The sequence below is a fragment of the Chryseobacterium carnipullorum genome (genome assembly GCF_003815695.1).
GTDB classification, from domain to species: domain Bacteria; phylum Bacteroidota; class Bacteroidia; order Flavobacteriales; family Weeksellaceae; genus Chryseobacterium; species Chryseobacterium carnipullorum.
Window position 1 is genome coordinate 2646049 of the sequence record NZ_CP033920.1, and the last position, 25999, is coordinate 2672047.

General features: G+C 36.5%; 22 protein-coding genes. 14 read left to right on the forward strand and 8 right to left on the reverse strand.

Features of this window, described 5'->3' with window-relative positions:
• Nucleotides 1–24: 24 nt before the first annotated feature.
• From EG346_RS12090 to ppk1, 6 genes are all read right to left on the reverse strand, one after another.
• Nucleotides 25–417 carry a hypothetical protein gene (locus EG346_RS12090; protein WP_073336127.1) on the reverse strand — a complete coding sequence of 131 codons (393 nt, stop codon included), beginning with the start codon at nucleotides 415–417 and terminating at the stop codon, nucleotides 25–27.
• Between the two features lie 110 nt (nucleotides 418–527).
• Nucleotides 528–3566, reverse strand: coding sequence for a choice-of-anchor I family protein (locus EG346_RS12095; protein WP_123878889.1), 3039 nt, complete (start codon nucleotides 3564–3566; stop codon nucleotides 528–530).
• A 201-nt stretch (nucleotides 3567–3767) separates the two neighbouring features.
• On the reverse strand, nucleotides 3768–3920 hold the full coding sequence (locus EG346_RS24810; RefSeq protein ID WP_164466118.1) for a hypothetical protein: 153 nt from the start codon (nucleotides 3918–3920) through the stop codon (nucleotides 3768–3770).
• Nucleotides 3917–4570 (reverse strand): NAD-dependent epimerase/dehydratase family protein, encoded by a 654-nt coding sequence (locus EG346_RS12100; RefSeq protein ID WP_123878891.1) that lies wholly within the window; start codon nucleotides 4568–4570, stop codon nucleotides 3917–3919. Before EG346_RS12100 ends, EG346_RS24810 begins: the two co-directional genes overlap by 4 nt.
• 276 nt (nucleotides 4571–4846) lie before the next feature.
• Nucleotides 4847–5731 (reverse strand): Ppx/GppA phosphatase family protein, encoded by an 885-nt coding sequence (locus tag EG346_RS12105; RefSeq protein WP_073336132.1) that lies wholly within the window; start codon nucleotides 5729–5731, stop codon nucleotides 4847–4849.
• The gene (gene ppk1, locus EG346_RS12110; protein ID WP_123878893.1) at nucleotides 5728–7800 is read right to left on the reverse strand and encodes a polyphosphate kinase 1; all 2073 of its coding nucleotides are present in this window, start codon (nucleotides 7798–7800) and stop codon (nucleotides 5728–5730) included. Before ppk1 ends, EG346_RS12105 begins: the two co-directional genes overlap by 4 nt.
• A 256-nt stretch (nucleotides 7801–8056) precedes the next feature.
• On the opposite strand from ppk1, the gene dnaK reads away from it, so the two are divergent.
• The 11 genes from dnaK to EG346_RS12165 all read left to right on the forward strand — a co-directional run bounded on the left by dnaK (nucleotide 8057) and on the right by EG346_RS12165 (nucleotide 19252).
• Nucleotides 8057–9961, forward strand: coding sequence for a molecular chaperone DnaK (gene dnaK, locus EG346_RS12115; RefSeq protein ID WP_073336136.1), 1905 nt, complete (start codon nucleotides 8057–8059; stop codon nucleotides 9959–9961).
• Between the two features lie 178 nt (nucleotides 9962–10139).
• Nucleotides 10140–10769, forward strand: a complete 630-nt coding sequence (locus tag EG346_RS12120; RefSeq protein ID WP_228425844.1) for a helix-turn-helix transcriptional regulator — start codon at nucleotides 10140–10142, stop codon at nucleotides 10767–10769.
• Nucleotides 10766–12007, forward strand: a complete 1242-nt coding sequence (locus tag EG346_RS12125; RefSeq protein ID WP_123878895.1) for a site-specific integrase — start codon at nucleotides 10766–10768, stop codon at nucleotides 12005–12007. The genes EG346_RS12120 and EG346_RS12125 overlap by 4 nt, the downstream gene beginning before the upstream one ends.
• Before the next feature lies 1 nt (nucleotide 12008).
• Nucleotides 12009–12800, forward strand: coding sequence for a DUF2214 family protein (locus tag EG346_RS12130; RefSeq protein ID WP_123878897.1), 792 nt, complete (start codon nucleotides 12009–12011; stop codon nucleotides 12798–12800).
• A gap of 112 nt (nucleotides 12801–12912) precedes the next feature.
• On the forward strand, nucleotides 12913–13290 hold the full coding sequence (locus EG346_RS12135) for a helix-turn-helix domain-containing protein (RefSeq protein ID WP_123878899.1): 378 nt from the start codon (nucleotides 12913–12915) through the stop codon (nucleotides 13288–13290).
• The gene (locus EG346_RS12140; RefSeq protein ID WP_123878901.1) at nucleotides 13287–14516 is read left to right on the forward strand and encodes a primase-helicase family protein; all 1230 of its coding nucleotides are present in this window, start codon (nucleotides 13287–13289) and stop codon (nucleotides 14514–14516) included. Before EG346_RS12135 ends, EG346_RS12140 begins: the two co-directional genes overlap by 4 nt.
• 221 nt (nucleotides 14517–14737) lie before the next feature.
• A complete protein-coding gene (locus tag EG346_RS12145; RefSeq protein ID WP_123878903.1) occupies nucleotides 14738–15616 on the forward strand; it encodes a DUF8464 domain-containing protein in 879 nt (292 codons plus the stop codon).
• A 147-nt stretch (nucleotides 15617–15763) separates the two neighbouring features.
• Entirely contained in the window at nucleotides 15764–16213 is a 450-nt protein-coding gene (locus EG346_RS12150) for a plasmid mobilization protein (protein ID WP_123878905.1), read from the forward strand.
• Nucleotides 16206–17354, forward strand: coding sequence for a relaxase/mobilization nuclease domain-containing protein (locus EG346_RS12155; RefSeq protein ID WP_123878907.1), 1149 nt, complete (start codon nucleotides 16206–16208; stop codon nucleotides 17352–17354). Before EG346_RS12150 ends, EG346_RS12155 begins: the two co-directional genes overlap by 8 nt.
• A gap of 23 nt (nucleotides 17355–17377) precedes the next feature.
• Nucleotides 17378–17989, forward strand: a complete 612-nt coding sequence (locus EG346_RS12160; RefSeq protein WP_123878909.1) for a hypothetical protein — start codon at nucleotides 17378–17380, stop codon at nucleotides 17987–17989.
• A 159-nt stretch (nucleotides 17990–18148) separates the two neighbouring features.
• Entirely contained in the window at nucleotides 18149–19252 is a 1104-nt protein-coding gene (locus EG346_RS12165; RefSeq protein ID WP_123878911.1) for a Fic family protein, read from the forward strand.
• 348 nt (nucleotides 19253–19600) lie between these two features.
• Here EG346_RS12165 and EG346_RS12170 read toward each other — a convergent pair whose 3' ends face one another.
• Nucleotides 19601–20695, reverse strand: coding sequence for a hypothetical protein (locus tag EG346_RS12170; RefSeq protein WP_123878913.1), 1095 nt, complete (start codon nucleotides 20693–20695; stop codon nucleotides 19601–19603).
• Nucleotide 20696: 1 nt separating this feature from the next.
• A complete protein-coding gene (locus EG346_RS12175) occupies nucleotides 20697–21512 on the reverse strand; it encodes an RNA polymerase sigma factor (protein ID WP_123878915.1) in 816 nt (271 codons plus the stop codon).
• A 137-nt stretch (nucleotides 21513–21649) separates the two neighbouring features.
• Here EG346_RS12175 and EG346_RS12180 point away from each other — a divergent pair, with 137 nt between their 5' ends.
• The 3 genes from EG346_RS12180 to EG346_RS12190 all read left to right on the forward strand — a co-directional run bounded on the left by EG346_RS12180 (nucleotide 21650) and on the right by EG346_RS12190 (nucleotide 25994).
• Nucleotides 21650–21937 (forward strand): helix-turn-helix domain-containing protein, encoded by a 288-nt coding sequence (locus EG346_RS12180; protein WP_123878917.1) that lies wholly within the window; start codon nucleotides 21650–21652, stop codon nucleotides 21935–21937.
• A 446-nt stretch (nucleotides 21938–22383) separates the two neighbouring features.
• Nucleotides 22384–24822 carry a type I restriction-modification system subunit M gene (locus tag EG346_RS12185; RefSeq protein WP_123878919.1) on the forward strand — a complete coding sequence of 813 codons (2439 nt, stop codon included), beginning with the start codon at nucleotides 22384–22386 and terminating at the stop codon, nucleotides 24820–24822.
• The gene (locus EG346_RS12190; protein WP_123878921.1) at nucleotides 24816–25994 is read left to right on the forward strand and encodes a restriction endonuclease subunit S; all 1179 of its coding nucleotides are present in this window, start codon (nucleotides 24816–24818) and stop codon (nucleotides 25992–25994) included. Before EG346_RS12185 ends, EG346_RS12190 begins: the two co-directional genes overlap by 7 nt.
• The last annotated feature ends 5 nt before the right edge of the window (nucleotides 25995–25999 follow it).

Below are 25999 nucleotides of genomic sequence, written 5' to 3' on the forward strand. Positions count from 1 at the left end.
GCGAAGCTTTCCGACCGGAACTTTTTATTTTAAAACAACCTGTACACGGTAATCTTCAAAAATTTCAAGTATTTCATCAAACTTAGTTTTAAATAATTTTTTACTTCTTTGATTTGGATGACACCATACCTGTCCATATAAAGTGATATTATTTTTTTTGGACTTTAATATTCTGATATTACTAATAAAAGTTCTGGCTACAATAGATTTTGTATCATCAAGCATACAAATGAAACCATTGTTTTCATAGATTTTTGCAGCATTTTCTATTGCTGATAAAAGATTGTGAGCGTCGTCAACATTAATTAATCGTATGGTACGGTAAATAATGCCCGCTGGGCTTTCAATATTTCTTACATCATCCATAAGTGCAATGATTTCCGGCTCTGTTTCACTATCAAAGGTAAATCCAAACATTTTTTTTTAATTATTTCAAGACATAGTACGGCCTTAAATCTACTGAATTTGCAGATCAAAAAAAAGCCCCGGAAAATCCGGGACCCTATCAACTGAATTATATTTATAGGCTATTTTACAATAACCCTTTTAATGCGTCCTTCTGAAGGTTTCAAAAGATAAACGCCTGCAGATAGTTTTGAAGTGTCGATGGTTAATGCGTTTTTATCTTTTCCAAGCATTTTTCCTGACATATCGTACAGTTCATAATCCTGAGACCTGTTGAAATACAGGATATTTCCTTTCGTTATCGGATTGGGGAATACATTAAATGGAGCTTTCTCCGTTTTTATTTCTCCCGTTGCTAAGGTAGCAGGGAAAGCAACCTGATACATGGATAATGTTCCGCTGATCTCGTTCGCAATAATGACATAACCCTTTCCGGTGGTGGTGTTTCCCGGAGCGATGTACGTGATGCCTTCAGGGCCATTATCACCACCGTAAGCTGACGTAGATCGGGAATGCTTATAATCTGTAAACGTAGGATTGTTAGGATCGGTGATATTATAAACCATCACTCCGCCGGTTCTCTCTAAGGTAATAAAAGCGTACGTCTGGCCGTTGATCGTTCCCAGAGCAACTCCTTCCGGTTCAGGTCCTTTGGCCCGGCTTCGGTTTTTGGCACCATTGCCTTCATTATCGGCATTAAAGATCAGTGGATGATAGGCTGCGATATATCTTTCAAACCGATCACCACTGTCATAAACCAATTGTTTGGTGTCAGCATTAAAAATCGAGAATGAACGGGCGCCCAAAGCTGAAATTTCTTCAAAATCTGAATCTGCATCTGTATTTCCCGTTGCACTGGAAACCCTGAATCTGCCTAGATTATGAGATGCCTTTAAGACAGACGCCTGAGGAAAAAGAACAGGATCTAAAGTATAAGCATTGGCTCCAACAGTAGTTCTTTCACTGAAACCGGAAAGATCTTTTTCATCACCTTCATTGGCTGTTACAATATAATGGGTATTTCCAACTTTAAAATTTTGAACGGCATCCGGCGTGTAATATGTTTTCACTGGCCAGTTGGCAATTAAGATTTCTCCATTATTATCAGAAGCGTCAAAACCATTTCCAGGCAGGCTCATATCTTTTTTTCCTAATCCCCAGATGCCTGTAATCGTTTTCGCTGCTAAATTAACTTCAGCGATCGCATTGTTTTCCTGAAGCGTTACCCATGCTTTCTGGCTGTCTGCGCTTACCGTAACATATTCAGGTTCCAGGTCCTGAGAAAGCGTATTATTGGTTCTCACTTTGCGTAGTCCTGTTGCTGTTAAAGCAGCGGTTTGAGAATCGAAACTATTGAAATTCATAGTCGTGACGTTGGCTTGGGTAAGATTTCCAATACCACCTGAAATATCAATAATACTGATTGTTCCTTCAGGGTCTACCGTGTAGGCATCGTTCGGCTCACCTTCATTAGCCGTGATCACTTTTGTTCCGTCCGGAGTGAAAGCCACCATATCTGGAAGAGCACCCACAGTTACCTGTTTCAGAAAGTTTCCGTTAATATCAAAGAAAACGACAGAACCATTTTGTTGTGGGTCTGCATTCGGAGAAGCCGTAGCAATGATGCCATTTTTAACCGCAATGCTTGTGATTCCACCATATGGAGCCATATTGACGGTTTTTACCACCGATAGAGCAGTTGGAGTGCTGAAGTCAATAATATCAAAAACATCTGTAATCGAACTGATGGTGAACAGTTTCTGTGAAGCAGGATCATGAACTACAATCTCGGTAGAACTGTTATTATTTCCGGAAGGATCAAAGCTGCCGATATAGTTCAGCTGGATTTGTCCGGAAGGAACCGGTGCAGGCTGATCATTATCCACAATGTAAACCGTCGCCGAATTATCTCCTGAAATAGTTGTTCCCGCTGGGTTTTCTAAACTTACCACGAAATATTCTGCCTGCTGTTCTTGAAGGGTATCATCAATGATTGGGATATTAACGGTATAGCTGGTTGTGGAGGGTGTAATATTAATTGTTTGGTTGGATAATGTAAAGTCACCGCTGTTGGCAGTACTGAAAGGAGCAGGTTTTATCACAAGATTGACCGTTGCCGTAGAAGGATTGGAAACATTGATCTTGAATGCCAGAGTTCCTGCATTTTCATTCACTTTAATAAAATTCTTATCCAGAGAAACTGTTGTTCCGGCCGTTGTAAAGGTGCTGGATGTTGTGGTTGTAATCGCATTATCACTTAAATCTTCAACGGTATTGGGTTTAAGAGCCAGATAATAAGTTTGCCCTGGGCTAAGGGATGATACCGGAATGACTGTAATCTTATTATTGTTAAAAGTTGTTGTAAAGGGAACTGGAGTACCTGAAGCATTTCCGATACGGAAATCTACAAGATTTTGTGCATTAGAATCGTTGATCGCGGAATTGTCTGTACGTCTTACATTTTCATTAAAAGAGATGGTTGGATTTACAGATGTTGAAGCATTATTTGTGTTGTGTGACGGAAGATATGAAGTTGTAGGAGCGGTCGTATCTGGTCCTCCCGCAGGAGTAGCATCTACCGTGAAATTATCAAAACGGTTATTGCCTCCACTTCCGCCTCCCGTAGCCGAAAATTCTACTTTTAATTTGAAATTCGGATTATTGGAAACTCCGGAAATCGCAGAAAAATTAAAAGTAATCAGTTGAGGACTGGCATCCTGCGGACTGACGGTTTGATACGGAACAAAGGTAGTTCCGTCGGTTGAATAAGACCAGGTCTGGGTTCCTGCGCCCTGTCCCGATCTTCTGGTTGTAAATTTTACAACAGCATTTTGATACCCTGTGGTAGGAAGATTAAACTGTAATGCTCCGCCAATAGGATTATTGAATCTTAAATGAGTTCCCGAAGGATCGCCGTTTCTCGTATTTAAATTGGCATCACTAAAATTTTGTCCGGTGCCGCCTGCAAAATCTATTTCACTGGTGCCTCCAGGTATCGCAGCAAGAGATCCGCTGACTAAAGTGGAAGAAGGAGTTGTAATGGATGCTGAAGATGCATTGTTATTAAAATTCCAGTAATGGATAAGGGTCTGTCCGAAAAGTCCGCCCTGAAGGAAAAATGCGGCAATGACAGATCCTTTTAAAAAATAGTTGTTGATCATTTTACTTACAATTAGATGTATGCAAAAATGAACTTTATACTTCGCAAGTATTTTAATGGAATTTTAATAAATGTTTAATAAAAAGGGAACAAATATTACAAAGAGGTGAAAATAGAAAACATTAAATGGGAAAATATAAAAAATGAATCAGCAAAACAGCAAATGAGCTTATTTGCATTTTCAGAGCGGATTGTCTTTTATTTATTTTGAATGATTTCCTGACAAAATTGATGCTTTATTGACGGAGGATTTTCCGTCCAGGGGATTTTTCTGCATATAGAAAAATCCTGAAATTGCAGTCAGAACCAATAGTACAAAAATCACCAGAACAATTCTTTTTACCATTTCTCTCATATAGTTAAGTTTTTGATGTCCCTAATTTCCAAAGCAGACGTAGGATAGCCTTTATGTACAGCATTAATCATAGCTCTGCCCACTTCGTGTAAAGTTAATGATTTTGAAGGAAAAAAAACAGGAAAAAACCAAATAAATGGTTTGAAGAACCATTTTACATGGGTCTGACCATCAACAGGTTTCATGAATCCGGGACGGAAATTGAAGGCATTTCTAAAACCCAGTTTCTTCAGAGCATTTTCAGTTCTGCCCTTTACTCTGGCCCACATCAGCTTTCCGCTTTCCGTACTGTCGGTATGAGCGCCTGAAACATAGTTGAATACCATATCCGGATTTTCATTCAGAACGGCCTGAGCAAAATGAAGGGTAGTGTCATAGGTAATCTTTGTATAATCTTCCTCATTCATTCCTACACTGCTGATCCCGGCACAGAAAAAGCACGCATCATAGCCTTTCAGATGTTTATCATGAAGATCGATGGCCAGGAAATCCGGAACTAAATATTCTTTGAGTTTGGCATGTGTTTTTCCCGAAGGTTTTCTGCTTATGCTTAATATTTCAGAAACGGCAGGATTTTCAAGGCATTCCATTAAAACACCTTCACCTACCATACCGGTTGCTCCTGTAAGAATTATTTTGATCGGATTCATTTTTTTCTCTTGATAGTATGTATGACGTATTAACTTTTAGTATTACTTTAAATTTACAGCAAAAAATCTACATTTTTGAAAATAATATGAATCTGTTGAAGTTTTAGAGATGGAGAGGATGGATCTGTAACCTATTGTATTGTTTTACATATTCAAATCCTTCTTACTTTTTAAAATATAAGTTGGCAAAGGCTTTGTTTTGCTAGCAATGGCAGTGTATACAAAGCAAAAACCAGCTAATGGATAGCTGGTTTTTAATATATAGGTGTCAGAAATCTATTTCTTTTCGTGCAGCTGACTGAAAATGTTGTGGATAAGCCCGTCTGCCACGGAGATCTTCGGTACAAAGATTCTGCTGATATCAGACCATGACATGACATTGTTAAAGATTCTCAAAGCATGCACCAGAACATCGGCTCTGTCTTCTCTCAGGGTATGTTTGGTCATTCTTTCCTCTACAGAAAGTTCATTGAACTCTTTATACACTTTTTTAAGATGCGCCAGAGTCATCGGTTTTCCGTCTTTGGTCTTACTCATCGAGAAAACCTTGTTGATATTTCCTCCTGAACCGATGGCAACGATCGGTTTTTTACTGACAATATTCTTCTTGATTTCGTCGTTCATTTCTTGCCAGTTTTCCGGAGTGACGAGGTTGTTCAGAAGTCGGATAGTTCCTATGTTGAAGGATTTTTCATACACCATTTTTCCGTTTTCATAGAAGGTCAGCTCTGTGGAACCTCCGCCCACGTCGATATACAGATAGGCAAATTCTTTATCAAGCCCTTCTGCAACATGGTTTTCATAAATAAGAGTGGCTTCCTCATCACCGGAAATAATTTCTATATTAATCCCGGAAGTCTCCTTTACCTGTTTGATGATTTCATTACCGTTGGAGGCATCACGCATCGCACTCGTGGCACAGGCTCTGTAGTGATCTACTTTATAAATCTTCATCAGGTCACTGAAAATCTTCATGGAATCGATGACCATTTTTTCTCTTTCCTCTCCGATCATTCCCATGGTGAAAACATCCATACCCAGTCTTAGAGGAATTCTTAAGAGATTAAGTTTTATAAATTCCGGTTTTCTGTTGCTGATCTTTACTTCATTGATCAGAAGTCTGGCGGCGTTGCTTCCTATATCTATCGCTGCAATCTTCATTTCTTGCTTGTTTTAGCTTTTAAATACTTGTAGGTTTCTATTTGAGAACGGCATTCCTTTTTATCATTCCTGACATACTCGTTGCTCAATTTTTTGTCTAAAATACGAGCTTTTACGTTATCTCTCAACTGAATGTCGAGAATATCTTTCAATTCCTTCTTTAGATTCTTGTCTGTGATCTTAGCAGCCGCCTCAATTCTATAGTCGAGATTTCGCGTCATCCAGTCGGCAGATGAGATGTAAAGATCTTCCGCCCCTTTGTTATAGAAATACATCACCCTGGCATGTTCCAGGTATTCATCTACAATACTTATTGCTTTTATTTTTTCTTTAAATTCTTTCTGATTGACGGGGCAGTAAATTCCTCTTACAATGGTTTTTGTGATCACTCCTGCTTTTGCTGCTTCATAAAGTTTTTCAATCAAGGCCCGGTCACTCATAGAATTGACTTTGACAATGATTTCTGCTCTTCGTCCGGCTTTGGCTTCTTCTATTTCCTTATCGATATGATGGACAATTTTTTCACGCATGAACTGCGGGCAGATCAGTAAATTTTTGCAGGTCTTTAAAACCGGAAGGAAATCATCTTTTGGTTTTTTCAACACATTAAATACCTTGTTGATATCTGCCATAATTCCACGATCCGATGTCATTAATAAGTGATCGCCGTAAATCTTTGCGGTCTTTTCGTTGAAGTTTCCGGTACTCACAAAGCCATACTGAAGTGTTTTGTTATGAGATCTTTTTTTAATGATGCACAGTTTAGCGTGCACTTTTTTATTCGGAAGACCTACGAGTACGGTAATTCCTTCGGGCTCAAACATTTCTTTCCATTTAAGATTGGATTCTTCATCAAATCTTGCCTGAAGTTCCAGCATCACCGTTACTTCCTTACCATTTCTCGCGGCGTAAATCAAAGCGTTGCTGATCTTGGAGTTGCTCGCCAGACGGTAAGCCGTAATTTGAATCGATTTTACATCAGGATCCATGGCTGCTTCACGCAGAAGATCAATCACCGGATTGTATTTATGATAGGGGAAAGAAAGAAGAACATCTTCCATTAAAATAACGTCGGTCACTCTTTCACCATTTTCAAAAGCCTGATGAGTAAAAGAAGATCTTTCGGCCGGTCTTTCATAGGTTTCAAAAACGTCCGGAAAATCCATAAAATGTTTGAAGTTATGAATTTTTCCTCCTGGGATAATGCTGTCTTTTTTGGTTAGATTTAATTTTCGGATCAGAAGCTCCAATAGCGCTTTGTCCATATCTTTATCGAAAACAAAACGGGTAGGCTTTCCTTTTCTTCTGTTTTTAAGCCCCTTTTCTATTTTTTCTGCGAAATTGGTTCGGATATCATTATCCAGGTCAAGTTCGGCATCTTTTGTTACTTTAAAAGCATTAGCGGCAAATTCGTCATACCCGAAATAAGAGAAAATATGCGGAAGGTTGAAGGTGATGACATCTTCAAGCAGCATGACATTTTTTTCCTCCGGATCTTCCGTTGGCAGTAAGACAAATCTTCCTACAAATCGTGACGGAATTTCAATAATTGCATAATTGCTGGAATACTGCCAGTCTTTCTTTCTCATGGCTACCCCCAGGTAAAGACTTTTGTCCCTAAGATAAGGCATCGGAGTATTTTCATGGAGAAGGATAGGGATGACATTGGATTCCACCACTTCATCAAAATACTGTCTTACAAATTCTTTCTGCTTGGCGGTGAGGTTTTTAGAGTTTTTAATAGAAACTTTAAGGCTACCCATTTCTACCTGAATATGTTTCCAGGTTTTATCAAAATTCAGCTGCTGTCTCATCACGATTTCATTAATCCGTTGAAGGATTTTTGAAGGGGGCTGATAGAAAGATTCTGCAATTACTTTTTCCTTAAAATCCATCGCACGCTTTAATCCCGCTACCCGTACCCTGAAAAACTCATCTAAATTGTTGGAAAAGATTCCCAGAAAACGTATTCTTAAATGTAAAGGGACATTTTCGTCCATGGCCTCCTGTAAGACCCTTTCATTGAAGGCAAGCCATGTAATATCTCGCGGATTAAAGTGTACTGACATTCTAAAGTGTATATTTTATCAAAAATAGCAATTCGTACAGTTTAATTCATGTTTCTAAAGTTAAACTTTGATTAATTTTTTTAGATATCCGATGTTCAAACTGTCTTGAATAGTACAATTTAACATAATCTGGAAGACGATACTAACTACAGATATTTTTGATTCTGTCATTTTGTCACAAAATTTTAAATGGTACAGATATTGAGAAATTGAGAGTGTAAATTAAAATTTAAAAATTAGAAAAAATATAAATATTATGAGTAAAATAATTGGAATTGACTTAGGAACAACCAACTCTTGTGTTGCTGTAATGGAGGGAAAAGACCCTGTTGTTATCCCTAACGCTGAAGGTAAAAGAACGACTCCATCTATCGTAGCGTTTACAGAAGATGGTGAAAGAAAAGTAGGGGATCCTGCAAAAAGACAGGCTGTAACGAATCCAAAGAAAACGGTATACTCTATCAAAAGATTTATCGGGACTCATTTCAAGGAAGATGCTAAAGAAATCTCAAGAGTACCTTATGAAGTAGTAGCAGGACCCAACGATACCGTAAAAGTAAAAATCGACGACAGAGAATATACGCCACAGGAAATTTCTGCAATGACCCTTCAGAAAATGAAGAAAACGGCAGAAGATTATCTTGGACAGGAAGTAACAAGAGCGGTAATCACTGTTCCGGCTTACTTCAATGATGCACAGAGACAGGCTACCAAAGAAGCCGGAGAAATTGCAGGTCTTATCGTAGAAAGAATCATCAACGAGCCTACCGCTGCTGCATTAGCTTACGGTTTGGATAAGAGTCATAAAGATCAGAAGATCGCTGTATATGACCTTGGAGGTGGTACTTTCGATATCTCAATCCTTGATTTAGGTGACGGTGTATTCGAAGTATTGTCTACAAACGGTGATACGCACTTAGGAGGGGATGACTTTGATGATGTGATCATCAACTGGATGGCAGATGAGTTCAAAGCTGAAGAAGGAGTAGAATTAAAAACTGATGCTATTGCACTTCAAAGACTGAAAGAAGCTGCTGAAAAAGCAAAAATCGAGTTATCTTCTTCTGCTCAGACTGAGATCAACTTACCTTACATCACAGCTACAGCTACAGGTCCTAAGCACTTGGTAAAGACTTTAACTAAAGCTAAATTCGAGCAATTAGCTTCTGATCTTGTAAGAAGATCTATGGAGCCGGTAGCAAAAGCATTGAAAGACGCAGGTTTATCAACTTCTGATATCGACGAAGTAATCTTGGTAGGAGGTTCTACAAGAATCCCGATCATCCAGGAAGAAGTAGAAAAATTCTTTGGTAAAAAACCTTCAAAAGGAGTTAACCCGGATGAGGTAGTTGCTGTAGGAGCTGCTATTCAAGGAGGAGTATTGACAGGAGACGTAAAAGATGTATTGCTTCTTGACGTTACACCACTTTCTCTAGGTATCGAAACAATGGGGTCTGTATTCACTAAATTAATTGATGCCAACACTACGATCCCAACTAAAAAATCTGAAGTATTCTCTACAGCTTCTGACAACCAGCCAGCTGTAAGCATCAGAGTAGGACAGGGAGAGAGAGCTATGTTCAACGACAATAAGGAGATCGGAAGATTTGATCTTGCAGATATCCCACCAGCACCAAGAGGAGTTCCTCAGATCGAAGTAACTTTCGATATTGATGCTAACGGTATCTTAAGCGTTTCTGCTAAAGATAAAGGAACCGGAAAAGAACAAACGATCAAGATTCAGGCTTCTTCAGGTCTTTCTGACGAAGAAATCGAAAGAATGAAGAAAGAAGCTCAGGAAAACTCTGCAGCGGATGCCAAGAAAAAAGAAGAAGTTGAAATCTTCAACAAAGCTGACGGATTGATCTTCCAGACTGAAAAGCAGTTAAAAGAATTCGGTGATAAACTTTCTGCTGACAAAAAAGCAGCTGTAGAAGCAGCTCACACAGAATTGAAAGCAGCTTTTGAAACTAAAAATGTTGACGAAGTAAAAGCTAAAACAGAAGCTTTAGATGCAGCATGGATGGCCGCTTCAGAAGAAATGTATGCAGCAGGACAACAGGCTGAAGGTGCTAATGCAGGTGCAGGCGCTCAAAACCCTGGAGGTAATGCAGGAGGTGCAGATGATGTACAGGATGCAGACTTCGAAGAAGTCAAATAAGTAGCAATTATCATCGATTAATATCGATCGAAATAAATTAGCAAATCGCTGTAAACGTAATGTTTACAGCGATTTTTTTTGTTTTTGTATTTTTTATTAATTGTTGATTTTAATCGATTTTTGTTGTAATTTTGTATCATACTTGTACCGCGTGTTATTTGGGTAGTATGTGCGTCTTATGCGCCTTAAATATAAAAAAAACTCAAAAAACGGAAAATGTTCAGGATGTTATTTCAGAATGGGATTTAGTAAATTGAAAATACCTAGGGTATGTGAGCAGTGTTCCAAACCCTTTGAAGCAAAAACAGTTATGACTCGTTTTTGCTCTTTATCTTGTAATAATAAAGCATTAAAAGAGAAGAAAAAACTTGAAAAAGAAAAAGTAGAAAAAGACACTCTTTTACAAAAATATAAGAACAAGATTGCCGAAGTTCAGAATAGGGAATTTATTTCAGTTGCAGAAGCAACTGTTATGTTTGGACTTTCCAAAGATACTGTGCACAGATGTATAAAACGAGGAATCATTACTGGAATTAATCTAGGCTCAAGACTGACTCGTGTGAAGCGATCAGATCTGGAAAATTTATTTTCAGCAGTTGAAATACCGGAAGAAAAGGAGGTAATAATTGAGAAACCCAATTTTGAAGTTGGTAATTGTTATACAATTTCCGAAATTAGTTCAAAATTCTACGCTGATCCAGGAACTGTAACGAACCTAATTAAAAGAAACAAAATTCCGACAAAGAAAGTTGGAAGTTTTGTGTATGTTCCTAAAGATTTAATTGATAAAATTTTTGACGGAAAATGAAAGAGTTATTAAAAACCAAAGTTACCGTACGATTGCGAAAATCCGAATTCCGAAAAGAATGGTTTATTTATTTGGAAAGTTATCCTGTGATGATTCCTGGTAAAGATAAAGTTCAGAGAATCCGGGAATATTTGAACCGAAGCGTCACAACCGTAGATTTTGATAAGAAAAGACCTGCAAGAACAACCCAAGAATCCGTTTCATTTAAACCTAAAAGAGATGACAATGGTATTATCGTTTGCAAAAGCGAAAATGATCGGGAAACAATGTTCTATGCAGATTCTATGCGTAAATTACGTCAGAGAGAATATGACAATATTGAACTTTACAGCGAACTTGACAAAATTCAAGTAGAGCAAAAAGAAAAATCCCAAGAGAATTTTGTGAGATATTTTGATCTGCTGGTTAGTAAACGACATAGAAACAATTCCGAATCTATTCAAATAAATTGGTATCGTTCGATAGAATTTCTAAAAGATTTTGGAGGCGAAAAAATTATGTTTTCGCAGATCAATACAAAATTCTGTGAACACTTTAAATCATATTTGTTGACTGCAAAAAGTGGCAGCAATAAGGAAGAGATTATTTCTCAAAATACGGCTTCAACTTATTTTTCTGTATTCAAAGCTGCATTAAAACAAGCTTTTATTGATGGATATTTTACGACTGACATTTCTGCTAAAATAAAAGCGATTCCGCACGAGGAATCACGACGGGAATATTTAACACTTGATGAACTTAATACCTTAGTTGAAACGCCTTGCGAACTTGAAGTTCTTAAAAGAGCAGCACTTTTTTCAGCGTTAACAGGTCTGCGACATTCCGATATTCAAAAACTAACGTGGAACGAGATAAGTATTGAAAACGATCAGGCAAAAATAAATTTTACTCAAAAAAAGACTAAAGGTGTAGAATATATGCCAATGTCTAAGCAAGCATTACAGCTTTGTGGTGAAGTAGGTCTTCCAAATGATTTGATTTTTAAAAATCTGACTAATCCGGCTTGGATTTCCCGTCCTTTGAAGAAGTGGATTGAAAGTGCTGGAATTACTAAAAAAATAACTTTCCATAATTTTAGACACACTTTTGCAACGCTTCAGCTTTCGAGTGGAACTGATATTTACACAGTGAGTAAAATGCTTGGTCATACGAACGTAAAAACTACGCAGGTTTACGCAAAGGTTGTTGATGAAAAGAAAAATAAAGCTTCGACTGCTATTCATTTAAAAAACTTATAAAATGCACTTGAAATATTTCGAATATATTGTCATCTACCTTTCCGTTCTATTAGTATGTGTAATAGGGGGAGCGTTAGCAAGAATTTCTTTTCTCGGAAAAGGTGGTGACGAATATACCGCAAATATTGTATTTTGGTCAATCACAGCATTAAGTATATTATTTTATGCACTTATTATCTTATTTCTCGATGGTATAATTGTCTTATTCAGAAAGATTTTCCCTAAAAAAGGTAGTTCCGAAAATTCTACTGAAGATTTGCTTCCATCTAAAAATCCTGAGAATGTAGGGGAGAAGCAAAAACAAATAATTGATGAAAATACGCCAATCTATTTAGTCGAAAATTCGGAGGAAAACATTGTGAATCAAACTACAGAATCCGTAAATCTGGAATCTATAAGAAAAACTCAACTGCAGCAAAAGCAACAGAATGAAAGTGTAAAACTACAAATCGCTCTAGATTACACTCGGAATCAATTTGCATTATATGTAACAGATGAAGATCTTGATACACTCTGTAATGCCGTATGTTTTTACTCAAAAAAAGAAGAGATTCCTAACGGTATTTCTGTCCATACCAAAGAATTATCTAATCTAGACCTTTATCATTTCGGTTGGAATCTTTGGAATTATTTTAGACCAATAAAACAGGAAGAAATTTCAAAATTATTAAAAACTGTATTTGTTTCGCTTGATGATATTGATTTAGATAGTATCAAGTCACATTTGAAAGATGAACCTCAAAAAGGTAATATCAAAATTCAAGAAGACTTGACAGACTACCAAAAAACATAAAAAATCACAAAATGAAGTGTATGTTTAGTGATTCCTCTGTGATTGCGTGTTTATAGCGATCACAGAGGAATCACTTTTTTTCTTTGCATCATAACAATTAAAAACAATAGTTATGGATAGCAATGACATTTCATTTGAAAACCTGCCAAGAGCAGTAGCGCATCTGGTTAGCGAAATAGCTGAAATTAAATTTCTGGTAGAAAGGAAGGAACCTCCGATAATTCCAGTAAAAAGAATTCCGATTGATATTGTAGAAGCTTGCCAAATTATAGGTAAGGCAAAACCTACTGTTTATACTCTAGTGCGGAAAAGATTGATTCCCTGTTATAAAAATGGCAAGAAACTCTACTTTTTTGAGGATGAACTATTGGATTGGATCTCGAAAGGAAAGAAGAAAACATTACAGGAAATCCAATCTGAAGCGGAAGCCAGTTTCAGAAAAAATTCGAGAAAGGCAAATGTGGATTCTAACCAAAATCTACAAAGATGAGCCAAAAAATCCCCTACATCCGAGTTGGAACAACCTATTATAAAGTAATAGAAAAGCCATTAATTTCTGGAGATAAAACTTCAGTTTTGGTTAGATGGAATCGAGAAACAATCGTAAGTGATCACGGAAAAACATATGTGTCAACTGTGCCAAAATTTGATGGTTTCTGTTGCATTCCGGAGCATTTAAATTATCAACAAATCGTTCAAGGTTTCTATAATATTTACAATGAAATTCCATTTCATCCTTCATCTGAAACGGAAGATTTGAAATCTAAAATTCCATTTTCTTTGAATTTTGTAGCGCATATTTTCGGTGAACAACTGGAAATGGGTTTGGATTATTTGAAAATTCTCCTGCAATTTCCAACACAAATTTTACCTATTTTATGTTTGGTGTCCAAAGAAAGAGCAACCGGGAAATCAACTTTTATCAAGTGGCTGAGAGAGATTTTCGGATTGAATATGACTTACATCAAAGGAGATTCATTCGGAAGTCAATTCAATTCCGATTGGGCAGCAATGTTGTTGGTGGCAATCGATGAAGTTTTCTTTGATAAAAAAGAAATTACAGAAAGATTGAAATATCTATCGACAACTAATAAAGATAAACTAGAAGCCAAAGGAAAAGACAGAGAAGAAATCGATTTTTTCGCCAAGTTTATTCTTTGTTCCAATAATGAGGAGAATTTTATTCAAATTGATGAAAACGAAATTCGATTTTGGATTCTGAAAATCAATCCGATCAAAACCGAAAACACTGAATTTTTGAATAACCTCATTTCCGAAATCCCCAACTTTCTTCGGTTTTTAATCGAAAGACCATTTTCAACGGAGAAGAAAACAAGAATGTGGTTTTCAGCCGATGAGATCAGAACGAAAGCACTTCAAAAATTAGTTTTCAAAAACAACAATAAACTCGAATCTAAAATAATAGAATTGCTTTATGAGTTTTTTGAAACCAATGACGATGAAGAAATTAATGTCGTTCCGCAAGACTTGCTGAATATGATAATCAGAATGTTTAGACTTACTTATTGGACGAGAAATGATATTCGAACTCTATTAAAGGAAACTTGGAAATTAAATCCACAAAATAATGGTTTGACTTACATCAGATACGACCTTGATTTTGCAGGAATATTTTACCAAAACAATTCAGTTGGTCGCTATTTCACCATAAAAAAGGATTTTATTCTTAATAAACGTGTTGAAATGTTGAATTGATTGATAATGAATAGAAAATCAAACACTTTAAACTCAACAAAATCCTCAACAAACTTTTAAACTTCACTTTTTGTTGAATGTTTGTTGAGCGGAAAAACTCTAGTTTGTTGAATTGTTGAGCATTTGTTGAGTAACTAAATATTATTAAATCAATAAGTTACAAGGTTTTCTCAACAATTCAACAAAAAATTTCTAACTCAAAACACGGAAAATTTACAGCTATGAATTGCAAACAATTTAATACAATCCCGTTGGAAGAAGTCCTCCTTTCTCTCGGACACCTTCCAACGAAACAAAATGAAAAAGAAGCTTGGTATCTCAATCCCTTTGCCACCGAATCCCAAGCATCTTTTAAAATCAATAAAAGTTTAAACAAGTGGTACTTATTTTCAGAAGGAATCGGTGGAAACAATACTGACTTTATGAAGAAATATCTGAACGCTTCAGTCAATGAAGTTTTACTATGGGCTGAAGATCAGAATTTATCTTCTTTTCAAAAGCAAAACATTCCTGATCAGAAGTTCGAAAACCCAACTAAAAATTATGAGATACTTGACGTGAATGGAATCCACCATCCTGCACTTTTGGAATATTTAAGAGAAAGAAAAGTTGGAAATCAAACTCAGTTCTTACACGAAATTCATTACCGAATGAATGATAAAAACTATTTCGGAATTGGTTTCAAGAACGATTCTGGCGGTTATGAAATCCGCAATAAATATTCTAAAATTTGTTTGGGCAAAAAAGATATTTCAACAATTAAAAACGATTCGAATTCACTTAGGATTTTCGAAGGTTTTTTCGATTTTCTTTCATTTAAAAGTGTAGAGAATTTTTTAGAAAAAGAACCTGCTGATTATCTCATTTTGAATTCCGTTTCGATGCTTCACAATATTAAAAGTTCACTACTAAATTATGAAAATATTGAGCTTTATTTTGACAATGATGAAGCTGGAAATCGTGCAGTTGACATTATTAGAAATGAAAATAAAAACGCAGAAGATTGTCGGGTTTTATATTCAGATTTCAAAGACTTAAATGATTGGATGATTCATAAAAATCCATCACCTGAAAGACAAGTGAAACAAAGGCGAAGGTGAGTAAAATAAATACAGGTAAAATATGGTGGTATGTTAGTGCAAAAAGTACCCAAAGTTTACAATAAGCGTAGCCGCTGATTGCAAAATTGGGATTTTTGATTTCTTCCTATCGTCAGAAATGTTTTGAAACACAATTAAATATACACAATGGAAAGAGACTTTTTACAAGAATTCATACAGCAAGTCGCCAAAGAAAATGAAGCAAAGATTGCTCAGGAAAAGAGAAAAAAATATTTCCAGGAATTAGGTCGAAAAGGTGGCTTGAAGACCAAAGAAAATAAAAAATTGGATAAGGTTATTTCAATCAGAATGACGAATTCCGAATATGAAACCCTAATTCAAAAACAAAAAAAATATCCGCTAAAATTGTCTACTTATATCCGGAATATTTTGTTCGAAAAAGAATTAAAAATCAATGAATTTCAAACCGATGAAGTCTTACTTCAATTTGGAAACAATTTCAAAAAGATAACCAATCTTTTGCGAAATCGGGAATGGAATGTTTTTGAAAACAAGAAAGAAATTTTAGCTAGAATTGAAAATCTGATCGAAATGATTCATCAATATTTATATTCTAAAACTCAGAAAAATGAATAATTCCGCAACCACAAGATCTATCACAAAGATTGCTTTGGAATACAATGGCAATGATAAAGGAACAGCGGAGATGGTGGCTTCGAATTATCTTCTAAGGGATACTGCTGAAGGTCAGTTTAACGAAATGAAAACCGTAGCTGAAAGAAATACCAAAGTAAAGAAATGGGCATTGACTGGTTATATTTCTCAACCGGACGAGATCAGTAGAAAATTGAAGGATGAAGAATTCAAACAAATTGCGATAGAAGCTCTTGCAAAAGTAGGTTTGACAAACAAAAATCAATATCGACTGGATATTCACAACAGTACAAAACATAAACATATTCATTTTGTCGCCAATAGGATTGATATTTCGGGAAAGTGCACTGTGAAAGCACACGATATCGGAAAGAGATTTGGTAAAGCTGTCAGAGAAGTTTGCAAAGAGAAAGGATTATTAACCGATGTTGAAATTGGAATTCAAAAAAAAGCTGAGATGCTGAAAAGCTTGACCGAAGCCATTAGGTTAGAAAATAATTTTGACGATCTCATCTCAGGAATGAAGAAAAAAGGTTTTGAAGTTCAATTGTCTTCAAATGTCAAGGACGGGATTTCGGGAATGCGGATTGTGATGGAAAAAGACAAAAATTTTCATACCGAAAGGATTTATAAAGCTGGTTACAAATTATCTGAAATCTCAAATCAATTGAAAATTTCTGAGATAAAATCTCTGTTTGAAGTTAAAAAAGCGGTTATGGAAGTACAAAGAAATGCTGACAACTTAAAGGTATTTCGGGAAAATTTACGACAGAAAGGATTTTCTTTAAAGATCCAATATAATGGAGACTTTAAAGCTGGTCAAAAAAATGAAATTCAGGATATATGGATCAATAAAGTTGATAGTAATCAACAGAAAAACGGATTCTTTTTTCGGAAAAATGTCGGATTCTCCCTGTCGGCAATAGATTCTGATCTTGGTGATTTGGGAAAATTATTAAGTCAAAGTAGTGTAAATAATGATGCAGGTAATCTTTTGAAAACAGAAAAAAATGAAAGTTTAATAGAGATTGCAGGTGGATTATTAGGTGACTTTCTTAATCCAACCTATGTTTCTCAGGAGGAAGAAGAACTCTGGAAAAAGAAGCGGAAAATAAAAAGATAGTCAAAAATTAAATAAAAATAAATATGGAAAATGAAAATAAAGAATCTAAAAGTAACGGAATGGAACTTTTAGAAAATGTAATCAAATCAAATATTGAAAATATTGAACAAAATATCAAACTTCAGTCTGATATCGAAGACCATACGAATCTGCTGAACGAGATACAAATGAGTTTGCAAGAGATGCATTCGATCTATGATGATGCAGTTAGATTTTCAAAATTAGAGGAAGCCAAAAGAACTGAATTTCTTGACAGTATTCCTTCTCAGGTAGAGACAGTTCTTTCAAAAGAAACTAAAGATGATTTGGAAGGTTTTGAGAAGGATATAAAATGGAAGAAGATATTTATTTGGAGCGGAGTTGGAATTTTTGTCTTTTCTGTTGTAGTGCTGATTGCCTCCATAAATTTCGCAACCAATTGGTACAAAGAAAGCATCAAAGCCAAAAGTGAACTACGCCAAGATATTTTAAATGAGATTGCTGTGGAAGGAAAAAAAATCTACGATGAAAAGGAGATCAGATTATTGAGAGAAAATACTCAAGTGGTACAATTCTGGATTAAAAACAATCCTAAAAAAGCAGAAGATTTCCTGAGGTTTAAAGATGGGTATGAAGCGAGTATGAAATCAAAATAAATTAATAAAAAGTGGATAACGAATCCAAATAAATCTCAAGAGATATAGTTCTAAAAATGCTGATTCTTTCAAAAAAAGCAAAATAGTGAGCCGATTAAAAACGCTAATCGGCTCATATTTTTTAGTATATTTGAGCCAAATAAATTATTTAATCAGCTCATGGAATATATTTGGCAATCAGAAAATTTCCCGACATTCGTATTTAATAAGCCAGAAATCGTTCCGCTGATTCAACAGTTTGCGCACGATTTGGGCGAAATATCTGGAATTGTGATGGGCTTTTCTGAAGAAAATAAACGAGATTTATTTGCTGAAATTATGCTTTCTGAAGCACTAAAAACATCAGAAATTGAAGGCGAATATTTTAGTCGGGAAGATGTGATGTCCTCACTGAAAGCCAATTTAGGCATCAAAGATTACCATCAAAGCAACCGGAACAAAAAGGCAAATGCCATTGCACATTTGATGATAGAAGTTCAAAACAGCTATCACAAGCCAATTTCCGAAAAAATACTTTTGGACTGGCACCATATCTTGATGGATAATGAAAAAGGAATTAATGCCGGACAATTTCGAACAGGAATAGAGCCTATGCAAGTGGTCTCTGGTAAATTTGGTGATTTCGTCATCCATTATGAAGCACCACCTTCTGAGGATTTGCCACTGATGGTACCGCAATTTTTGAAATGGTATAATGACTTTGAAATGAGCGACATTGGGAAAATCGGAGAAGGTGTCGTGCTTTCGGCATTAGGGCATCTATATTTTGAGACGCTGCATCCTTTTGAAGATGGAAATGGTAGAATAGGACGTGCTTTGGCGGAAAAAGCTTTGTCCGAGAAACTTGAAACCCCTGTTTTTATTAGCATTTCAAAATCTATTGAAAAGGATAAAAACCGTTACTACGAAGAATTAAAGCAGGCTCAGCGAAATCTTGAGGTAAACAGCTGGATGCTTTATTTTTGCTCAATATTGCAGGATGCTTTACTCGATTCTAAAAATCAAGCACTTTTTACTTTGAAGAAAACTTTGTTTTTCGATCAATTTAAAAGCCAACTTAATGAAAGAGAATTGAAGGCTATTCAGAAAATGACAGAAATGGGAGAAAATTCTTTTGTTGGCGGAATGAATGCGAAAAAGTATATGTCTATCAACAAAATTTCTAAAGCTACTGCAACCAGAGATTTACAACATCTTTCCGAAATTGGAGTTTTTCTAAAATCGGGTGGTGGCCGTTCCATTTCTTATCAATTGAATTTGTAAATAATCAAGTGTTATTTCTGGATGTTCGTTATGTCAATCAAAATAGATGTTTTTGTATGAAATAGCAATCATTCGTATTATTAAACCACAGATAAACCTTCCGATGTTCAAACAACTGTTACAGCAAATAGGAAAAAATTATAAGCTCGCAAGAAGGCGAGTAAGACTCACAGACTTACAGGTTTTTGAAAGAACAGACATTGGATGTTCAACACTTTAGTGCTAAAGTTTAGGTGAAAAAAGAAACCCACGCCATTGTATATACCAGAAAAAGTATTTAGTTTCCAGCATTTAGTGAGCGTTCAAAACCTCACCCTACGGGTTTACAAGCACCCTCATTTATTTTAGCTATCCGATGATCAATTCGATACCGGCCTTTTCTGCTTTGTATTTTATTTTGGTCTGCAATTCATAATAGCTCCAGTTGCGAAGTACAAACTCTTGTTCTTTTGCAATCCCTATTTTGTCTTCCTGATCTTTAAGAATCAGCGTTCCCGCCTGCTGCCGGATGCAGAAATCAATCAGCTGCCGACTGTACAGATGAAGATGATGACTGACAAAACGGTTTTCCAGATTCTCAGTTTTGTGCAGTGCCTTCTGTTTCCGTTTGGTTCCATTTCCAGAACGGGAATAAGCGACTCCTGCTCTAATCCTTTTATTACTGGCCTGGATCGCCAGTCTGCGGTAGAGGAATTCCTCTTTCGAACCAATATTCATTCGCGCATTGTTGGCTTTTACCACGATAGGATGTTCTAATGACAGAGATGCTTCAGCAATGATTTCAGGTTTTAAAAGGTGGTCTTCTTTTTCAAATTCAAATACGGCAAGCCAATAGATTTTCCCGGCTTTCAGTTGGATTTGCGATGTGCAAACCTTGATCTCTTTTCTTAATAGGCGTTCCATTATCAACCGCTTATCTGAGAAGTCTTTTCCTAAATACGTTTTAACAGGAATCGCGAACATATTGAAGCAAAATGCTTTCTTTTCGACATCATATCTCATTTTAGTAGTGCATTTAACTGGAAGCGGAATTGGAATATCTTTCTTAAAGTTTCGCAATGATTTTGATCCCTGCCAGTAATCCACTTTGTTTTTGGAAAAGGTTGATTGAATCGTATTGTTCAGACTTCCCAAAATGTCAGTAGGAATCTCTCCTTTGAAGCGATCAAAAACCATACGTGCAGTTGTGTGTGTTTTCGATCGTGTAAATATTCCCATTTCATCTTTGTTTACGTCCGCTAGTTTGTATTGGACATCTTCTGTGAGGTAAAAGAAATCTTTGATCATTTCCTGAACATATAGATGAGAAACAATTAAATTAGCTGCCCGGAAACAGCGGTTTTGATACCGATAGAGTTTTTCCCACATCTCTTTTTGTTCATTTGCAGGAAGATCGATCAGCAGCTGAATTCTTCGGGTCAATGTTATCGTGGATTTTTCCATTTCAAAGAGGTATTTCAGAAGTGTTTTGATTTTGTAAATGTTGATATGCATACAGAAATTCCCGATGAACTTCTTTTTCCGGTAGTTGAAGTTCTTGTGCAATCAGCGCAAACGAAGATTTCTGTTCAAACCGTTTTTTGATGATCTCGAGCTGCTGACTGCTGAGTTGTTCTGACTGATCTTTTTTAAGTGCAGCTTTTTCCTCCGGCTGCTCAAAGGAAGTGACTTTAAGAATTTTCCGAAGATCATCTATGGCTTTGCTCACCTCCGTGCTGATGCCTGTCACGCTGCTTCCCATAGCTTCTGCAATCGGTTTGTACTGGAAGCCATATTCCAGGCAAAGTTCTATCAGGTGTTTTCTTTTGGGATTCAGAACGGGTAACACCTTTGTGATTTCATCGAATTTGTTTTGATCGGATTCCTGGCTATGTAAATACTCTTTATCTTTCAAAGGGTCGTAACCTGCTAGATATTCCTGGTAATTCTCAAAACTGTCAAGAGAAGCCATCAGGCGGGTGAATTTATTTCTGGGAGCAGTCACATACGCGATGCAATCCCTTTTCATCACAAAGCGTAAAAAGCCGGTAATATGATCAGGCGATTCAATGGTGTCGCGGTGCAGCCACAATTTGAGAAAGGTATCCTGAACAATAGTGTCCACTATGAAATCATCCTTCAGCTCCTGCCATCCAACCCAGAAAAGAAGTCTTTTGTAGCGCAGGTGAATGTGTTCCAGAGCGATCGGGTTGCCCTTTTTCAGCAGTTCGTATAACTGAAGATTGGACAGTTTTCTAGGTAAAGAGTTTGTTCTTTTCATAAGCAGCGTTTTCCAGTTGAGAATCTAAGAAATAGCTTCTGTATTTCTTAGAACTATCGCACAGTTACACTATTGTAACCTATTATACAAATATAACAAATTATTAAATACTTGGGATATATCCCAATGGAAATATTATGAATTTATTGCATTTTGCTTTAAATAAAGCTACAATGGACATTTTGAAGGATCTCACAATCGGTATAGGCAAAAGAATCAAGGCAATTAGAAAACAAAAAGCTTTGACTCAAGAAACCTTAGGATTAATAACAGGAATTGATAGCGCAGATATCAGTAAATATGAGGCGGGTAAAATCAATTTAACCTTGAAAACAATATCGAGGTTTTCTATCGCCTTAGAAGTACATCCAAAAGAATTATACGATTTCGATCTTGATATTACAAAATATAAAATTGAAGAATAAATTTATCCCAACTGAAGTTAGGGTTTTGTATTTATAAAAGAAATTATTGAAATTGATTTTAATTTTAAAACTAATAATTTTCCTTATACTAATAAAAAGTGAAAACCTGACTTTTTAGTTTTACTAACTGCCTTCTCGAAGGTAGTTTTTTTTAGTATTGTTTTAAAAAAAATAAAGTAAAATACGGAATCCCGTAATAAGTAAATTTGTTATTTAATTACATTTGAAAAACGAAAATTATAAATTATACAAAATTCATAAGGTTTACAAATTCAATGACTTTAGCCAATATATGTATTCTTCCAAATGATGTAGGAATAATTTTAAGGGTTGGAAAGTGTTTGATAGATAATAAATAACACCAAAAAATAATACTAATCTTAAAAACAAGTTTCAAAAAACGGTTTATTGATTATATTTAACAATTAAATTGAATCAGACAATTAATGGCAATCAAAAAATCAGAATTATACAGCTCGTTATGGGCTTCATGTGACGAACTACGTGGCGGAATGGACGCCTCTCAATATAAAGATTATGTACTTACGATGTTGTTTGTAAAGTACATTTCAGATAAATACAAAGGCGACCCGTTTGGTGCCATCACCGTTCCTGCGGGAGCGACTTTTGACGATATGGTCGATTTGGTGGGTTCCCCGGAAATTGGCGATAAAATCAACAAGCAAATTTTAAATCCGATTAAGGAAGCCAATAAACTCAATGAATTTCCCGATTTTAATGACGAAAGTAAATTGGGTAAGGGAAAAGATTTGGTGGATACGGTTTCTAATCTGGTGCGTATTTTCAACGATCCGAGTCTGGATTTTTCCAGTAACTCTGCCGAAGGTGATGATATTCTGGGTGATGCTTACGAATATTTAATGCGCCATTTCGCTACCGAAAGCGGAAAATCGAAAGGACAGTTTTATACGCCTGCCGAAGTTTCGAGAGTGTTGGCAAAAGTGATTGGCATTAATCAGAACAATTCTTCGCACCAGACAATGGCTTATGACCCAACTTGTGGTTCGGGGTCGCTGTTGCTGAAAGTGATGAATGAAGCGGGCAAAAACATTGACCTCTACGGACAGGAAAAAGAAACCACCACTGCCAACTTAGCGCATATGAATATGATTCTGCACGGTGCCGAAACCGCCACCATTATTGCAGATAATACATTGAGTCGTCCGTTTTATAAAGAAGATAATGGTTCGCTCAAAAAGTTTGATTACGTGGTTGCCAATCCGCCTTTTTCGTTAAAAAGCTGGAGCAATGGTGTGAATGTGGACAGCGATGAACACAACCGTTTTGCATTAGGCGTTCCGCCGGAAAAGAATGGTGATTATGCTTTTCTGTTGCATATTTTACAATCCTTAAAAGCTAATGGAAAAGGTGCAGTAGTATTGCCTCACGGCGTTTTGTTCCGGGGTAATGCAGAGGGAGAAATCCGTAAAAATATTTTGAAGAAAGGATATATTAAAGCCATTATCGGTTTGCCTGCCAACTTATTTTATGGTACGGGCATTCCGGCGTGTATTATTGTGCTGGATAAAGAAAATGCCGAACACCGCAAAGGTTTGTTTATGATTGATGCGAGCAAGGGCTTTGTGAAAGACGGCAACAAAAACCGATTACGAGAGCAGGATATTCGTAAAATTACCGATGTATTTGACGCTTTAGCTGAAGTGCCAAAGTTTAGCAGAATGGTATCGATGACAGAAATTGCCGACCCTAAAAACGATTACAACCTCAACATTCCACGGTATATTGATACGCAGGAAGCCGAAGATATTCAGGATTTGGCGGGGCATTTGTCGGGTGGCATTCCGCAGAAAGATGTGGCTGGTCTGCAGGCGTATTGGGATTTGTTCCCTTCGCTGAAAGCCGATTTGTTCAATCCAGCAAGAGCAGGTTATTTTGAATTGAAAGTACCTGCGGAAACCATTAAAACCACCATTTTCAACCATCCCGAATTTGTAGCCTTTAATACAAAAATGCACACTGCTTTTGATAAATGGTTGCACGAACAACAAACGGAGTGGAATAATTTAGATAAAGGTTTTGCCGTGAAAGAAGCCATTGAAACATCGGCACAAGGCATCTTAGAACATTTTGAAGATAATGCTTTGGTAAACCGTTATGCGATGTACCAACACCTGATGCAATATTGGAACGAGGTGATGCAGGATGATTTTTATTCGATTGCTTTAGACGGCTGGAAGGCTGGAAACGAATACACCCGATTGGTCATCAAAGGTAAAAAAGGAAAAGATGGTAAAACTGCACAGGACAAGGAGATTGCAGGTTTGGCAGGTATTGAAGGCAGAATGGTAACGCCGGAAATGATGATACATTATTTCTTTAAGGAACAAAATGACAGTTTACAGGATTTAGAAAACCAACTGAACCTTACGCAGGAAGCCCTTGCGGAAATAGAAGAAGAAAACAGCGGAGAGGAAGGCATTTTCAGTGATTTGGAAAAAATCAATCTTAAAAATGTAAAAGACTTTTACAAAGAACGTAAAGCCGATAATGTGGCTAAGGAAGAATTGAAATACATTAAAAACTATATTGATACGCAGGAAGCTTTGGGTGGCATTACCAAACTGATAAAAATTGCAAAGGAGAATTTGGAAGTAAAAGTGGTGGCACAATATCCTTTATTAACCGAAGCCGAAATAAAAGATATGGTGATTAACCACAAATGGACACCCGTATTGCAACAGGCATTGCAAAGCGAACAGGAAAAGCTGAGCCAAAACCTTACGCAACGCATTAAGGAACTGGCCGACCGCTACCAACAAGCTTTGCCTACTTTGGAAACCAAAACAGCGGAAGCTTCACGAAAAGTATTGGCTCACCTGCAAAAAATGGGATTGGTATGGTAAAGGAAAATACGATGAAGCAGACGGAGATTGGTTTGTTGCCGGTGGATTGGCATTTGAAGAAGTTGGGAAGTGTTGCTTTCATAACCAAGTTAGCTGGGTTTGAATATTCCAAATACTTTAATAGTTACAAAGATGGTGGCGAAATCATTGTTGTTAGGGGAACAAATATTACAAATAATAAGCTAGATTTATCAGACACTAAATATATTCCAAGAAAGACTTCCGACTTTTTACATCGAAGCAAATTATCAAAAGGTGATTTAGTCTTTGCCTATGTTGGAACAATTGGACCAATTTATCTTATTAAAGAAAATAATAGATTTCACTTAGGACCAAATACGGCTAAGATTAAAATTGAAGATAAAGATGTTAATACAGACTATATTTTTAATTATTTTTTGAGCGAATTTATTAGGAAAGAAATTGACGATAGGATTAGTGTTGGAGCTCAACCTAGTCTTTCAATGGCTAAGATTAGAGATTTTAGTATTCCTCTTCCTCCCTTACCCGAACAAGAAGCGATAGCGGAAGCCTTGAGTGATGCCGATGCGTGGATCGAAAGCCTGGAGCAACTCATCGCCAAAAAACGCCTCATCAAACAAGGGGCAATGCAGGAATTGTTGTCGCCTAAGGAGGATTGGGAAGTGAAGAAGTTGGGGGAGGTTTGCTCTATTTTAAATAATTTAAGAATTCCAATCAAGGAATCAAGTCGAATAAAAGGAGATACACCTTACTATGGTGCCAATGGTATTCAAGGTTATATTGAGGGTTTCACTCATAATGGTGATTACGTACTAGTTGCGGAAGATGGAGCAAATGATTTAAATAATTATCCAATAAATTATGTCAGTGGAAAAATTTGGGTTAACAATCACGCACACGTATTACAAGGTATTCTTTCAATATTGAGTACGAAATTTTTGTCCTATTTGTTAAAATCGATTGATTTCCAAAATGTACTTGTTGGCGGTACAAGAGCAAAATTAAATAAGAGCATTCTGGAAAAAATTGAATTTTCATTTCCATCCCTCACTGAGCAAACCCGCATCGCCACGATATTATCGGATATGGATGCGGAGCTGGAAGCCTTGGAAGCGCAACTGGGCAAAGCAAGAAAGGTAAAACAAGGGATGATGCAGGAATTGCTGACGGGGAGAGTGAGGTTTGTGTAATTTTA

Bases quoted from the DNA above. Each gene is read 5' to 3' on its own strand.
- EG346_RS12130 (WP_123878897.1), top strand. From the start codon at position 12,009: ATGCACTTGAAATATTTCGAATATATTGTCATCTACCTTTCCGTTCTA.
- EG346_RS24810 (WP_164466118.1), bottom strand. From the start codon at position 3,920: ATGAGAGAAATGGTAAAAAGAATTGTTCTGGTGATTTTTGTACTATTG.
- EG346_RS12180 (WP_123878917.1), top strand. From the start codon at position 21,650: ATGAATTTATTGCATTTTGCTTTAAATAAAGCTACAATGGACATTTTG.
- EG346_RS12165 (WP_123878911.1), top strand. From the start codon at position 18,149: ATGGAATATATTTGGCAATCAGAAAATTTCCCGACATTCGTATTTAAT.
- EG346_RS12170 (WP_123878913.1), bottom strand. From the start codon at position 20,695: ATGGAAAAATCCACGATAACATTGACCCGAAGAATTCAGCTGCTGATC.
- EG346_RS12100 (WP_123878891.1), bottom strand. From the start codon at position 4,570: ATGAATCCGATCAAAATAATTCTTACAGGAGCAACCGGTATGGTAGGT.
- EG346_RS12150 (WP_123878905.1), top strand. From the start codon at position 15,764: ATGGAAAGAGACTTTTTACAAGAATTCATACAGCAAGTCGCCAAAGAA.
- EG346_RS12135 (WP_123878899.1), top strand. From the start codon at position 12,913: ATGGATAGCAATGACATTTCATTTGAAAACCTGCCAAGAGCAGTAGCG.
- EG346_RS12140 (WP_123878901.1), top strand. From the start codon at position 13,287: ATGAGCCAAAAAATCCCCTACATCCGAGTTGGAACAACCTATTATAAA.
- dnaK (WP_073336136.1), top strand. From the start codon at position 8,057: ATGAGTAAAATAATTGGAATTGACTTAGGAACAACCAACTCTTGTGTT.
- EG346_RS12125 (WP_123878895.1), top strand. From the start codon at position 10,766: ATGAAAGAGTTATTAAAAACCAAAGTTACCGTACGATTGCGAAAATCC.
- EG346_RS12095 (WP_123878889.1), bottom strand. From the start codon at position 3,566: ATGATCAACAACTATTTTTTAAAAGGATCTGTCATTGCCGCATTTTTC.
- EG346_RS12120 (WP_228425844.1), top strand. From the start codon at position 10,140: ATGCGCCTTAAATATAAAAAAAACTCAAAAAACGGAAAATGTTCAGGA.
- ppk1 (WP_123878893.1), bottom strand. From the start codon at position 7,800: ATGTCAGTACACTTTAATCCGCGAGATATTACATGGCTTGCCTTCAAT.
- EG346_RS12145 (WP_123878903.1), top strand. From the start codon at position 14,738: ATGAATTGCAAACAATTTAATACAATCCCGTTGGAAGAAGTCCTCCTT.
- EG346_RS12160 (WP_123878909.1), top strand. From the start codon at position 17,378: ATGGAAAATGAAAATAAAGAATCTAAAAGTAACGGAATGGAACTTTTA.
- EG346_RS12105 (WP_073336132.1), bottom strand. From the start codon at position 5,731: ATGAAGATTGCAGCGATAGATATAGGAAGCAACGCCGCCAGACTTCTG.
- EG346_RS12185 (WP_123878919.1), top strand. From the start codon at position 22,384: ATGGCAATCAAAAAATCAGAATTATACAGCTCGTTATGGGCTTCATGT.
- EG346_RS12090 (WP_073336127.1), bottom strand. From the start codon at position 417: ATGTTTGGATTTACCTTTGATAGTGAAACAGAGCCGGAAATCATTGCA.
- EG346_RS12190 (WP_123878921.1), top strand. From the start codon at position 24,816: ATGGTAAAGGAAAATACGATGAAGCAGACGGAGATTGGTTTGTTGCCG.
- EG346_RS12175 (WP_123878915.1), bottom strand. From the start codon at position 21,512: ATGAAAAGAACAAACTCTTTACCTAGAAAACTGTCCAATCTTCAGTTA.
- EG346_RS12155 (WP_123878907.1), top strand. From the start codon at position 16,206: ATGAATAATTCCGCAACCACAAGATCTATCACAAAGATTGCTTTGGAA.